Raw genomic sequence first — 12,150 nt, forward strand, 5'->3', positions numbered from 1 at the left:
GTACGCCTTACTTGGAAGTGTCGGCCAGCTTCACGCCCCACAGGCGCGGTTTGGCAACGGGCCAGGAGCGATAACCTTCAACACGCTTGCCCATGGCGCCGATGGCGGTACCGTTGTAGATGACCACCATCGGTACATCCTTGAGCATCAAGGTGTGTAGCTTGTCGAACAGCGGCTGGCGCTTGGCGGGGTCAACCTCACGCTGGGCCTCGCGCAATATCGCCAAGGCTTCGGTGTTGTCCCAGACCTTGCGCGGCTCCTTCTGTTTGTCGCCGATCACTGATTCGTAGCTCTGCGCCGCATCGAAACGCCCCGAATAAGAGAACGACATCATCTGGTAGCTGCCGGTCTGGTAGCGCTCCAGCTGCGTGCCCCACTCCAGGGTTTCCATCTCGATATTCAGCCCCGCCGCCTGAGTCATCGCCTGGCTGAGCAACCCCATGTCGAACATCTGCGGGTACCGTTTGTTGACCAGCATGCGAATTTTTTCGCCGCCGTAACCGGCTTCTTTCAACAGGCGCCGGGCCTCGTCGAGGTTGTAGGTGTAGCCCTGGTGCGCGGTGTCGTCGTAGTACGGGCTGGCGGTGGGGATGACCGAGTTGTTGACTACCGACAAGCCATCGGACAAGGCCGCCACCATCTGTGCGTAATCCAGGGACAGCGCCACCGCGCGACGAATGCGCACGTCCCTGAGCAACGGGTCACGGGTCTGGAACAGCAGGCCGCTGATGGTCATGATCGGGCTGACCTGGATCTGCAGATTCTTGACCTGCTTGAGTTGTGCGGCGTCCATCGCCGTCACGTCCGGCAGCAGGTCGACGCCACCCGAGAGCAGCGCGGCCTTGGCCGAGGCCGAATCGGGGATCACCTCGAAACGCACCTTGTCGACAAACGCCTGCTTGTTGCCGGTGTACCCGTCCGCCTCGGCCTCGGCACGCGGCGTGTATTCCTTGAAGCGATCCAGTTCGACATACTGGCCCTTCTGCCATTTGCCCAGGATGAACGGCCCGGTGCCAATCGGTGCACGCCAACTGCCATCGGCGGCCAGGGAGTCCGGGTGCAGGATGCCGCTGCCGGCACAATCCGGGCGAGCCATCGCGGCGAGGAACAAGCCGTTGGCCTGGTCCAGCGTGAACACCACGGTTTTCGGGTCACGGGTGGCGACATCGACAATCTTGGCTGCGCCACGCCCGTCGAACTCCGCCAGACAACGCCACTGGGTCTTGGGGTCCAGGTAGCGCAGCCAGGTCCATTGCACATCCTTGGCCGTCAACAGCTGGCCATTCTGGAAGTGCACGCCGTCTCGCAGGCTGAAGGTGTAGCGCAGGCCGTCCGGCGAGACAGCGACGGCACTGGCCAGCATCGGCGCGATGCTGGTGTCTTCGCGATACGCCACCAGCCCTTCGACGATATGCATCATCACCGCATCAGTATTGTCGTCACGGTTGACGCCCGGGTCGGTGCTGCGGATATCACCATTGAGACCAACGCTGATGACCTTGTCTTGCGCGACGGCCATGGAAAAAGTGCACGCCGACATCGCGACGGCCAGTGCCGTCTTTACGTAACTATTCACGGGAGAAAGACTCCTTGAAGAAATTTTCCGGTCAGTGGCGAGGGCCAAGGCAGGACCGGCATCAGAATGAGTGAATCCTTGGTTATTGTTATACGGCCTGTTCTGAGTACATCTACCAGCGGTGTATCAGCCAAGGCTGCGCTTGCGGCGCAACACCTTGGCGAAGAAGTCCTGGGCAGCCGGCATGGCCTTGATGCCCTGGTGCGCGACGTTGGGCAACAGGTCGAAGTGCACGTGCACGCCGGCGGCTTCGAAACTCGCCTTCAAGCTGGCCAGGCGCTCCGGGCGCGTGCGTCCGGCAGCGTTGGCACCGGCCATATAGTGTTTGCCCCCTTCGCGGTGGGTGATTTCCCAGGTTTCGAGGTCTGAATCGCCGACCACCATGTGCACCGGCAGTTGCTGCAAGGCTTGCAGGTTCAACGGTTTGCCAAAGCGCGTCGCGAAGTCCCGCACGCCGACCCACCAGTCCTGCTCGGAATCCAGCAAGGTCACCGAGCCCGGCGCACCGATGGACGCCGCCCAAAGTTTCTCGGGGTGCAGGTAGCAGAACCGGTGGGTGAATTGCCCGCCGCCGGAATAGCCGAACAGCGCAAAGGTATCGAAGAGACGACCGTAGCGCTTGCCGACGCTGGCGATCATGTCGAGCAACACTTGGTCGTAACGGATATCGCCCTCGACCAGCTGCTTGTAGCCATCGCCGTTGCTGTCACCCAGCACGCCGACCGGGAACAGTGGCGACAGGATCACACAATCGTTCCAGCGGCCAAATTCCGCAAAGCCATTGCGATAAATCTCCATCGCACGGGTTGAGCCATGCAGCGACACCACCAGGTCTACTGGCCGGGAGCTGTCTTCGATAGTTTCGGGCACATAGAGGGTGTAGGCAAAACGGCTGTCCTCGTGGTGTGAGTACACCGTGGTAGCGCCGAGGTGATACACGTTTTTGGCCGCACGCAAGGCCGCGTCGATGGGATTGGTATCTGGATTGCTCATGTGGAAAGTTCGCCGAGTCAGTTCGGACTTGAGTATTGGTCGGGCGCTATAAAAAGAAAAACTAATTAAACTTTATCCAGGGCAAACAAAACCTTTACGATTAAGCTCTACCCATGGCTGCGAGCCACCCATGAGCAACATTCGTTTTTTCAAGACGTTTATCGCCGTCGCCGAGTACGGCAGCTTTGCCGCCGCTGCCGACCGCGTGGCACTGACCAACGCCGCCGTCGGCCAACAAATGCGCGCACTCGAAGAGGAAATGCGCCGCCCGCTGTTCGACCGAAGCCAGCGGCAGGTCAAGCTGAGCCGCGATGGTGTGTTATTGCTCCCCAAGGCCAAGCGTCTGCTGGCGGACTACGAGCAAATGATCGCCGAAGCCCTCGACGGCGAAGCCATGGAGGGCGAAGTGTCGATCGGCGGCATTACCTCAGGCATGGGCCTGCTCGCCAATTGCCTGGTGCAACTGAAAAAACTGCACCCCCGCATATCGGTGAACCTGATGACCGCCCGCTCCGAGGAAGTGGTCAACCTGATACACGCCGCCAAGCTAGACGCCGCCTTGCTGATCGAGACGGCGCGGCAAAACTTCAATGGTTTGAGTTGGACCCTGCTCTACAACGAACCGATCGTCATGCTCGCCAATGCCACACAGACCGCCGGCATCAACGACGCAGTGGAGTTGCTGAGAACCCAGCCGTTTATTCGCTACGACAGGTCCACGGCAGTGGGTCGCAAGGTGCAGTCGATCATCAAGAGTGAATCGGTCGAACCGCTGGAGATCCTGGAACTGAACTCGATCATCGGAATCGCCGACCTGGTGCGCCAGCAAGTCGGGGTGGCGATTGTGCCGCTGCTGAAAAATTTCGACTGGCACAAAGACCCAAGCCTGCGGGTGCTGCCGTTGCCGGGCGACCTGGCAGTACGCCGGGTGGGGATATTGGAACAAGGCACCAAAAGTGCGATTACCGGGGAAATTCGCAAGTTGCTGATGTCGGCTGTGGCAAGGTAATCCTTCCCTTAGCGTGGTCCATTAGTGTCTGTCATCGGGAAAAGCCGTGAACTGCGCCCCTGTCTCTCTGGAAGAACTTCCCGCACTTGCGGAGCAAGCACTTTTCGCCCCCGAAATGCCGTTGACTACTGGCCATTCAGGGCCAATGCGGCCGTTCGCAACAGGCCGCAATTGGCAGTCTGCGGCCTGTCGCCACGGCACGGCAGTTTTTGTCTAATTCCTGCCTATTCTCTATGGAAGGGATGATCGACAACGTTCGAATTCAAGAGGCTTACCATTCCGTATGCGGCTCTAAATTACTTGCAGACCGACAACGTGCTGACATCTAAAAAATCCCGAATTCGATTCCACCGAACGCCATAACTAGCTGATTTTTTATAGTTACTAGTTGGGGGACGCAGAATTTTTCCAGCGAACTCCAGATGCCCGAAAACCCTAGTCTCGCCGAAACATACCGTTCGTCTGGTGCCCGCACCATACGCAACACCGAAGAAGGCTCACCGAAAGGTGGGCCTTTTTTGTTTGGGTGTGTCCCGTCCGGCGAAGTTACTTGGGCCCGATTGTTCCTAAGGTTATGCGTAACAAATCTTATACCGACGTTAGACGTTCCCATATGCTTGCCCCCCGAGAAACATCATCGGTTACTGGAGGCCGCCCGGCAGCAGTCAGTATTGACGCAGGCCTGGTCGATTCCGTGAGTACGAGTCACTTTACTTGGTAAATCACCTACCGCTACCCGGCGGTAAACTGGATAGCGGTAGGTGCAGGTACTCCTCAAAAGGACCACGCGCATGGCATTCACCACCCTGATACTGGACGCTCCCGGCCCACCGCTGCTATTTGAGGAAGTCGACCGATTCCTTGAACTGGGCCTGCCCGTCACCCTGAATCTTCACTATTTCACCGACAAGCACACCATCAAGCGCCACTACGACGAGCGCATTCAATATGCCGAGATCAATTGCCACGACAAGCCCGCCTTCATCGCTGCGGTGACCCAAGCCGGCGGCTACAGCGTGTTAAAGACGCGCTTGAACATCCCACTCGACGGCGAACTAATCAGCGCCGCCGCCTCGCCCGCACTGACAACACCATTGCGCGCCATCGCCCAGGCAGGTGTAGGGCTTAACCATATCGACCGCCAAGAGGCTGAGCGCGCTGGCGTGACGATACTGAACACACCAGGCTCCAACGCCAGCGCCGTCGCTGAATATGTGGTGGCCCAGGCGTTGTTTTTATCCAGGGACCTCAGCCACTACAACGCCGAAACCCACAAAGGCCATTGGTCCAAGGGCAGTGTGGCTCCCGGCCAGGAGTTCTCCGAGCTGACGCTGGGGCTGGTGGGCACTGGTGGCATCGCCCAACAGGTGGCTCACAAGGCTCGGGCTCTGGGGATAAAGGTCATCGTCACCGGTTCAGAACGTTTTACGGATCAGGTCGCACGGGACCTTGGGCTGGAGCGAAGACAAACCCTCGAGCAGTTGCTGAGCGAAGCCAACGTTGTCTCGATCCACACGCCGCTCACAGCGATCACCCGGGGCCTGTTCGGCAGTACGGCGTTCAGCCAGATGCGCCAGGGCTCGATCTTGATCAATACCGCTCGCGGTGGCATCGTCGACGAGGACCAGTTGGCAACCTTCATGACCCGCTTTCCCGAGCATATCAAAGCGGTCGCCATCGATACCTTTGCCCAAGAAAAGGACTGCTTCAACTCGCCGCTGAGAAGCATCGCCAACGCGCAACTGACGCCGCATATCGCGGGCAACACCGCAAGGGCGATCAGGACGGCTTCACGTCAAATCGTCGACAAGATCCACGCATTCAGCACCGCTGCGAAATCACGGTAAGGCACCTAACCCGACGAACTTCTGTAAGTGGAACGTGGAAATCACGTATTGCTCCCGTCAGGCAAAGCGGCTAACAAAAGCTGCCCAAGGCGGTGCGGGCTAAGGAACGAGGAAAAAGAGAATGCCATCCTGTAACGAGCTGGATGGCGGTCGATCCTTCTCGCGAAGCCCCGCAAGCCGAAAGGTACTCCGTCCTAGCTGCACGTTACGGGGTTAGTATCGAGCCAACTCAAAAAGTCTTCAGAGCCGCTATAGAAGAAGTCGTGGCAAATCATCAAACCATCACGAGAAAGCACATTGAAATAGGCTGAAATGCATCAGATGGTGAATGCCCAACGAGCTTGCTGTTCAAGTGTAAGCATCCTATACCCGATTCGTCACAACAGCCCGAGCGGCTTCAGTTGGTAAGGTGCCCGGTTTAACTCATTGAGATGGATTTCATGCATTTATACGTCGTACGGCACGGGGAAACCTGGGCCAATGCCGAACAGCGCTACCTCGGTTCACTTGATCCAGGGCTGACCGAACTGGGGCGGCGGCAAGCTGAAGCGCTTGGCGAATACTTGCCCAAGAATCTTGATGCACTCGTCGTATCCCCTCGCATAAGGGCCACAGAGACTGCGAGGATCCTTAACCAAGGGCTGAAGCTAGGTGATCTGAGTCCAGTGGAATACAGGACTCAAGCACGGCGGGCATAGAAAGCGTCCAATTTTTGGGGGTCAGATCAATTTTAAGTGGGCACCAGTTCTAGCCTTTTAAGCGGGTATTTCATGCAGCCAACACGCCGTTCCTATTCCAAGGCTTTCAAGGCCCAGGTCATTCAAGAGTGTGCTCAGCCTGGCGCTTCGATTGCCAGCATTGCCCTCAGCCACAGCCTCAACGCAAACCCCGTCCACAAATGGATTCGGCAAGCGCAGTAAAGCACGGCAATGCAACCTGCATTTATTCCGTTACCCATGCAGCTGGTTGGAGCAAATTCGCAAGCTGCATCGTCGAATATCTGCGTTGAGATCCAGCACCCGCGCGGCACCGTCAAAGTGAACTGGCCAACTGAAAGTGCTGCTGCCTGCGTGACTTTTCTTCGAGACCTGCTGCGATGATTCGCATCGACTCCATTTGGCTCGCCACCGAGCCAATGGACATGCGTGCTGGCACCGAGACGGCGTTGGCCAGGGTGATCGCAGTGTTCGGTGCGGCGAAGCCGCACTGTGCTTATCTGTTCGCCAATCGGCGTGGCACACGCATGAAAGTTCTAGTGCACGACGGTTTCGGTATCTGGCTGGCAGCTCGCCGGTTGAACCAAGGTAAGTACCACTGGCCAAGCATTCGTCATGGTTCTGAAATGCAGTTGGATACCGAGCAACTTCATGCCCTGGTGTTGGGCCTGCCATGGCAACGCGCGTGTTTCGGCGGCGCGATCACACTGCTTTAAAGGCTGCCATTAGCCTATCGATTTATCGCCGCGAACTGCCCGTTCTGGCAAAATCCGGGGCATGACTTCTTCGCCCAATCTCGACCAAATGTCCCCCGACCAACTGCGTGCCTTGGCAGCGCAGTTGCAGTCGCAAGTCGACACCATGGCAAGCCCTGCACTATATCCAGTTGCTTTACGAAATCGAGAGCGAAGTACGCGACCTGGAGCCGGATTTACGGCGCCGGCGCGCATAAATGGGCATGATCCGTACGATTATCTGAAAGATGTGCTGACGAGACTACCGACGCAATGCGCAACCTGCGTACATCAACTGTTACCACATTTGTGGTCAGAATCCCGTCTGATACGGGAAGCCGTGCCTTCAGGTATGGATGGGCAGGGCCAACCCGAAAAGTACAAAAAACCCACCACAGACTTTATTGAATCGGCGCCCGGTTCGAGCTAACCAAGGCCTGACCCGGTGCGCAGCGCTGGCCACTAGATACTCAACGACGAACTCCACGACGGCGTAAGTCAGCGCGATGGCGGCCGTCTGCGCGATGATGCTTCTGTGGGGATTCAGGAATGGTGGGATAAACGCCGTGAATAGCAGCAGTGCCTTAGGGTTTGAAATGGCTGATACCAGCCCTTGGCGGAACAGTGACCAACGTCGCAAGGTTGTTGTGCCGGTCGAATCAAGGCTGACGGGTGCAGCCCGCCACAGCCCGAAGCCCAACCAGATCAGATAGAGCCCGCCGACAACCTTCAAGGCTGTGAACCAGGTGGCCGACGCCTGGATCAGTGCGCCCAATCCCAATGCGCAAAGCGAAAGCACGACTGCAAAGCCGAGCACGCCACCGGTGATAGTAAAAAGCGTTTTCCGACTCCCGTGAATAGCTCCATGGGTCAGCACCAATAACGCATTGGGCCCTGGTACTACCGCTATGCCGCAGCAGGTAAACAGATAGAGCAACCAGGTCTCAAATGGCATGATCAGATCCAGTATGTGTTGATTCAGACCAGCATCTTGCGGGTGAGCAGTCATCATAAAAAGCGCATAATTCACGTCGTAGCCATTCGATTAACGAATAGAGGTAACAGCGATGCCTGCCAGTGATTTGCAGATCGATTGGCTCAAGTGCTTCGTGGCAGTGGTGGATGCAGGTTCGCTATCTGGCGCAGCCCACGAGGTAAACAGATCGCAGTCCGCCGTCAGCATGCAGATGAAGAAACTGGAGGCCGCGCTTGGACGGCAGTTGTTGAGTCGTGGCCCGAGGCACTTTCAACTGACCGCTGACGGCCAGACACTGCTGAGCTACGCCCGTCGCATGCTCGCACTGCACGCTGAGACCCAAGCGGCTTTTCATAGTGAAGAGCTAACCGGACGAATCCGCCTTGGCGTCGCGGAGGACTACGCGGCAAAGTATCTCACTCCGGTTCTGAAGCGCTTTTCGCCGCGTTACGCAGGCGTGGAAATAGAACTGACCTGTGAACAGTCGACCACGCTTATCCCGCGTGTGCGAAGCGGCGATCTTGATCTTGCGCTGGTGTCCAGGGACTCGCCTCAAAGCGGTACATTTCTCTTCAAAGAACCCATGGTTTGGGTTGGCTCACCCCAGTTCGAACTGTGGAGGCGAGACCCGGTGCCTATCGCAGTCTACGAAAGTGAAAGCCTGGCTCGGCGTTATGCAGTGAACTCACTGACCCAACAGGGACGCGAATTCAAGGTGGTATACAACAGCTCCAGCCTTGCTGGCCAGGTGGCCGCAGTTGAGGGTGGGCTCGCTATTGCCGCAATCACTCAGTGCAGCGTGCAGGCCTCGCTTCACGTCTTAAGTAGCGAGCACGGCTTAGGAAACATTGAACCTATGGAAGTTTCGATTTTACGTAGCCGAGCCTCTCGCGGGTCTAAAGCGGTCAATAGCCTTCATGCTTTTATCATCAGCGCGCTAAGACTTCAGGCGTAGTCATCTGGTTTTGGGGCGGTAACAGGATGGAGGATGAGGTGGGGTGCATTAAGTCTTTCGCCATCGGCTAAACACCCTGATGCCGTTCAGGGCTTTGAAATGTTTGTGTCGTTGACACTCACGCCCACTTCAATTGAAAATGCCGCCCGAGGACTGCAATTGCGCATCTCTAGGCATGGGCTCCAGTAACGCCCCCCCAGAATTTGGCAGCAGAGATACTGGCACTCTCTGAAGTAGTGACGACAGGCTAGCCTGCCGGATCCTGAACCCACGGCCAGTGATGGCCCGGAGCTAAAGAATCGCTGCGACTACTCCTCATATATTTTAAAAGGCGCTCCTTGGAGCGCCTTTTTTATTGCGTGCTCAAAGGCCTCGCCACACGCCCGACCAAAGTGCCGTCCAACCTACGTTTTGGGTACCAGGTAACCACGTAATAGCCAAATCCACGACGCTCGTATCTCGGGTCCAGCACCAGAGAACCCGTCGGCGTTTTCATCACCGCCAAGCGATGATTCCCCCTCAGTTCGCGAAACTCACAATAGATCGGAGCCCCCGGTACGATCATCCGTGCAATATGAGCGGGCACACCTGCGATTTCCGTACAGCCAAATTTGGAAAGATCTTTCCGATGCGCCTCCCAAACATGCCTAACGCCATACCCTTTGTTATCGCCTTTGTGCACGCCTACTCGCAGGAAGATTTCACCGCCGGGGAGAGAGAATTTTGGCATTTCGGGAATGGTGCCGAAGCTGAGCACCCCGGATGGATGGGGGATTAAAACGTTTTCTTTTAGGTTGAAGAAATCGGACAAAAGACGATCCAGAACCGGGACGAGCTGCAGTTGGCAGGGCACGTATTGTGTCATGCACTCGAAATGGCCTGCCGAAGAACAGCGGGAAGAATTGTCTCTGCCTAATCGTTTTTTTTTACGAAATATGTAAGGGCTTCACTTCAGCTTTACGTGCTGAAGGACTTAAAGAGCCGACCGTGTAAGAAAAGGCAGATCATTTTGAAGGCAAGTTTCGTATGCGAGTAGGTCCTTGATCTTCAAATGATTCGAGCATTTTTCCGAAAGTCATGACTTCCTTTCTGGGGTATCTTCGCGCGTACCTACATCCCGCAGATCAGGAGAACGCCATATGCCGGCATTACCAAAAATAGAGATATTCAAAAGAGGAAAATTTTACGAGGTCCAATGGGACTATCAAGAAACACCAGAAAGCGAAGCACTGCATCGGAATAATGAGGTGCTGACTGCATTCATCGACGGTGCGCTGCACGCTCTGGATATCAGCGAAAGCCAAGTAAGCTGTGCTTCTGGCAGATGCGGCACAGTTAGAGGCATGGACGAGAAAACCGCGACAAAATTGGCGAAGACACTAGAGCACAAACTTTACCCACTGGTCATTCGTGAGCACGAACGCCTGAAAAAGGAGGCCGGCCGTCCGCCTCATCTGCGCCAAGACTACCTCGAGGTTGCGGATGCCGAATGAGCATTAACTCAGTCGGCTCCAACCAATGTGCTACCTCGTGGTGTTGGTGTACCTAACACCGACATCACCTGCTGCAGCGATGTCCATGATGCTGCCGCAGTGGACGAAATAGACTGCGCCTGACTGACACAGTCAGGCATGCCCTGGTTGCCTCATTGCAGCCTTCACGCGTCGTGGGAGCTCGCGTCGTAGTATCAAGTTATGCCACCTCTGTTCGCTGATCTCTTCAGAGGTACTCAGAAGGTCGGATCAGATCTGTTTGCCATTCGCCTGCCCTTCAAGCTTGGCTGATATTTCTCGCACCATTTCCCGTTGTGAAATAACTTCGTTGCTGAGCCAATCCTTCCAATGACTTTCGTGAGGATAATCCGCTATGGTAAGTAATATATACTCAAGCCAAAGCTGAAGATGGTCATTAGCAAGCGCAAGCGCTCCATTAGTAAATTGCATCACGTCACGCCCATGTGCCAATTCGTTTCTTATCCAGTAAAGCGACTTTCCTGAGGAGTTATCTACAAGGGGCCATAAACCAATAACTCGCGGAGGGAACGCATGCAGCAATGCTTCAGCCTTCTGCTTGAAGAATTTAGCTTTGATGGGTGTCCAGCGCTTTACCAGCCCTTCTAAAGCCGAGAATCTAGAAATAAAATCAGACTCAATGGTTGTATCTGTCGAAGGATTTAAGGAAAAAATGGCCAGCCGCACCGTGTCTTTATTTATATCATCTAAGTTAAGCCACCACGGAGAGATGTGTGCAAAGTACCGCTCTAGATCTTTAGCTGCAATTAAAGGCCCTGCGGCCTCTTCCTCAGTAGTTGCCCGCTGCCGCTGTAGAGGATTGCGCCCCCCCGTAGGTGCGAGGCGTGCGCCATCTGATTCATAACGACGACATTTATTGATCCGTCCGCGTCTGGTCCATTGGGTAACCAGACTTTTATGTCGCACAGATGTTTTTCACCACCGGGCGTGCAGAGGTATCCATCAAATTCATAGCTGGGCGCGTCGTTCACCGCAGACTTCCTTGATCTATAAATGGGAAGGAATGTTGGCACCACAGCAAAGTCTGAGATTAACTCACCTACCCGCAATACAGCCCCTCCCGACCGCGTCCATGCCCCCGAAACCCCACTCTCTAGCAACGAACCATCAGAAACATCCTTCAGCAACAAACCTACCGGCCTGTAAGACTCTTCTGAAATTTTCGAATATCCTCTGCACCGTCTTGTGCCTCGTATGACTGCGGAATACGCTCGTCGGGTCGCTGATCACAGCGACCGGTTTTGACAGACCGTATCAATCGAGGCGCAACACTCGCCAAGCAGTCAGCGGATCTTGTATCCGCAGGCTGTGCTATGGCGGCTGTCGTGGGGCACATTCGTGTGCGCCGGGTTCCTTGATTCCTGGTCTGTCAACCCGCGTGCAGCCGCCGCCCATTCTGATTGACAGCAGAGGGCGTCGGCTCAACCAATCAGGGAGATTCACCATGATCAGATCGACGCCTCATCCGCCTCAAACACCCATCACTCCAGACCCGTTGACCAATACCAATCTTGGTAACCTCAGCGTGTTCGCGGTCAGGCCCGACATCAAGGTTAAAGATGCGTTGGTTCTGGCGTCCGAATACCTGTGCTGCGCAGCTGCTACCGCATATGAAACAGCCGACAACATCACGCTGGAATTCCGGCCACTGGCTCGTTCGGTGTTGCATCAGATAGAAGCAGCTCGCGCGCTGGTGACCTTGCCCCTGAAAAACGTATCCCTTGCCAGGTGTCTCAATAGCCGCAAGGATACGACATGACTAAGTCCAAGACAGACCGCGTTAAATACACCCTCGAGTTCAAGCTTGAGGCC

General features: G+C 55.9%; 13 protein-coding genes and 1 pseudogene. 9 read left to right on the forward strand and 5 right to left on the reverse strand.

What is annotated here, in order from left to right:
• Window positions 1-7: 7 nt before the first annotated feature.
• On the reverse strand, window positions 8-1,576 hold the full coding sequence (locus tag ACP7E4_RS23650) for an ABC transporter substrate-binding protein (protein WP_426117945.1): 1,569 nt from the start codon (window positions 1,574-1,576) through the stop codon (window positions 8-10).
• A gap of 126 nt (window positions 1,577-1,702) precedes the next feature.
• On the reverse strand, window positions 1,703-2,569 hold the full coding sequence (locus tag ACP7E4_RS23655) for an alpha/beta hydrolase (protein WP_426117946.1): 867 nt from the start codon (window positions 2,567-2,569) through the stop codon (window positions 1,703-1,705).
• 130 nt (window positions 2,570-2,699) lie between these two features.
• On the opposite strand from ACP7E4_RS23655, the gene ACP7E4_RS23660 reads away from it, so the two are divergent.
• The 6 genes and pseudogenes from ACP7E4_RS23660 to ACP7E4_RS23685 all read left to right on the forward strand — a co-directional run.
• Window positions 2,700-3,578 (forward strand): LysR family transcriptional regulator, encoded by an 879-nt coding sequence (locus ACP7E4_RS23660; protein ID WP_426117947.1) that lies wholly within the window; start codon window positions 2,700-2,702, stop codon window positions 3,576-3,578.
• Window positions 3,579-4,369: 791 nt separating this feature from the next.
• On the forward strand, window positions 4,370-5,425 hold the full coding sequence (locus ACP7E4_RS23665) for an NAD(P)-dependent oxidoreductase (RefSeq protein ID WP_426117948.1): 1,056 nt from the start codon (window positions 4,370-4,372) through the stop codon (window positions 5,423-5,425).
• Window positions 5,426-5,865: 440 nt separating this feature from the next.
• Window positions 5,866-6,123 carry a histidine phosphatase family protein gene (locus ACP7E4_RS23670; RefSeq protein ID WP_426117949.1) on the forward strand — a complete coding sequence of 86 codons (258 nt, stop codon included), beginning with the start codon at window positions 5,866-5,868 and terminating at the stop codon, window positions 6,121-6,123.
• 72 nt (window positions 6,124-6,195) lie between these two features.
• On the forward strand, window positions 6,196-6,345 hold the full coding sequence (locus ACP7E4_RS23675; protein ID WP_426117950.1) for a transposase: 150 nt from the start codon (window positions 6,196-6,198) through the stop codon (window positions 6,343-6,345).
• A gap of 176 nt (window positions 6,346-6,521) precedes the next feature.
• Entirely contained in the window at window positions 6,522-6,857 is a 336-nt protein-coding gene (gene tnpB / locus ACP7E4_RS23680) for an IS66 family insertion sequence element accessory protein TnpB (protein WP_426117951.1), read from the forward strand.
• 226 nt (window positions 6,858-7,083) lie between these two features.
• Window positions 7,084-7,188: pseudogene (locus ACP7E4_RS23685) on the forward strand (transposase domain-containing protein); the annotation flags it as partial.
• Between the two features lie 33 nt (window positions 7,189-7,221).
• Here ACP7E4_RS23685 and ACP7E4_RS23690 read toward each other — a convergent pair.
• Window positions 7,222-7,830, reverse strand: a complete 609-nt coding sequence (locus ACP7E4_RS23690; protein ID WP_426117960.1) for a LysE family translocator — start codon at window positions 7,828-7,830, stop codon at window positions 7,222-7,224.
• Window positions 7,831-7,942: 112 nt separating this feature from the next.
• Here ACP7E4_RS23690 and ACP7E4_RS23695 point away from each other — a divergent pair, with 112 nt between their 5' ends.
• Window positions 7,943-8,806, forward strand: coding sequence for a LysR family transcriptional regulator (locus ACP7E4_RS23695; RefSeq protein ID WP_426117952.1), 864 nt, complete (start codon window positions 7,943-7,945; stop codon window positions 8,804-8,806).
• 352 nt (window positions 8,807-9,158) lie between these two features.
• Here ACP7E4_RS23695 and ACP7E4_RS23700 read toward each other — a convergent pair whose 3' ends face one another.
• A complete protein-coding gene (locus ACP7E4_RS23700; protein ID WP_426117953.1) occupies window positions 9,159-9,617 on the reverse strand; it encodes a hypothetical protein in 459 nt (152 codons plus the stop codon).
• Window positions 9,618-9,945: 328 nt separating this feature from the next.
• Here ACP7E4_RS23700 and ACP7E4_RS23705 point away from each other — a divergent pair, with 328 nt between their 5' ends.
• Complete coding sequence (locus ACP7E4_RS23705; protein WP_426117954.1) at window positions 9,946-10,299, forward strand: hypothetical protein; 354 nt, start codon at window positions 9,946-9,948, stop codon at window positions 10,297-10,299.
• 249 nt (window positions 10,300-10,548) lie between these two features.
• Here ACP7E4_RS23705 and ACP7E4_RS23710 read toward each other — a convergent pair whose 3' ends face one another.
• Window positions 10,549-11,244, reverse strand: coding sequence for a hypothetical protein (locus ACP7E4_RS23710; protein WP_426117955.1), 696 nt, complete (start codon window positions 11,242-11,244; stop codon window positions 10,549-10,551).
• A gap of 538 nt (window positions 11,245-11,782) precedes the next feature.
• Here ACP7E4_RS23710 and ACP7E4_RS23715 point away from each other — a divergent pair.
• Window positions 11,783-12,097, forward strand: a complete 315-nt coding sequence (locus tag ACP7E4_RS23715) for a DUF6124 family protein (protein ID WP_426117956.1) — start codon at window positions 11,783-11,785, stop codon at window positions 12,095-12,097.
• The last annotated feature ends 53 nt before the right edge of the window (window positions 12,098-12,150 follow it).

The organism is Pseudomonas sp. DSP3-2-3 (assembly GCF_049898225.1).
In the GTDB taxonomy this organism is placed as follows: Bacteria; Pseudomonadota; Gammaproteobacteria; order Pseudomonadales; family Pseudomonadaceae; genus Aquipseudomonas.

What these genes read in the sequence shown, in the direction of transcription:
- ACP7E4_RS23655 (WP_426117946.1), bottom strand. Translation starts at nt 2,569, where the DNA reads ATGAGCAATCCAGATACCAATCCCATCGACGCGGCCTTGCGTGCGGCC.
- ACP7E4_RS23660 (WP_426117947.1), top strand. Translation starts at nt 2,700, where the DNA reads ATGAGCAACATTCGTTTTTTCAAGACGTTTATCGCCGTCGCCGAGTAC.
- ACP7E4_RS23665 (WP_426117948.1), top strand. Translation starts at nt 4,370, where the DNA reads ATGGCATTCACCACCCTGATACTGGACGCTCCCGGCCCACCGCTGCTA.
- ACP7E4_RS23670 (WP_426117949.1), top strand. Translation starts at nt 5,866, where the DNA reads ATGCATTTATACGTCGTACGGCACGGGGAAACCTGGGCCAATGCCGAA.
- ACP7E4_RS23675 (WP_426117950.1), top strand. Translation starts at nt 6,196, where the DNA reads ATGCAGCCAACACGCCGTTCCTATTCCAAGGCTTTCAAGGCCCAGGTC.
- tnpB (WP_426117951.1), top strand. Translation starts at nt 6,522, where the DNA reads ATGATTCGCATCGACTCCATTTGGCTCGCCACCGAGCCAATGGACATG.
- ACP7E4_RS23690 (WP_426117960.1), bottom strand. Translation starts at nt 7,830, where the DNA reads ATGCCATTTGAGACCTGGTTGCTCTATCTGTTTACCTGCTGCGGCATA.
- ACP7E4_RS23695 (WP_426117952.1), top strand. Translation starts at nt 7,943, where the DNA reads ATGCCTGCCAGTGATTTGCAGATCGATTGGCTCAAGTGCTTCGTGGCA.
- ACP7E4_RS23705 (WP_426117954.1), top strand. Translation starts at nt 9,946, where the DNA reads ATGCCGGCATTACCAAAAATAGAGATATTCAAAAGAGGAAAATTTTAC.
- ACP7E4_RS23715 (WP_426117956.1), top strand. Translation starts at nt 11,783, where the DNA reads ATGATCAGATCGACGCCTCATCCGCCTCAAACACCCATCACTCCAGAC.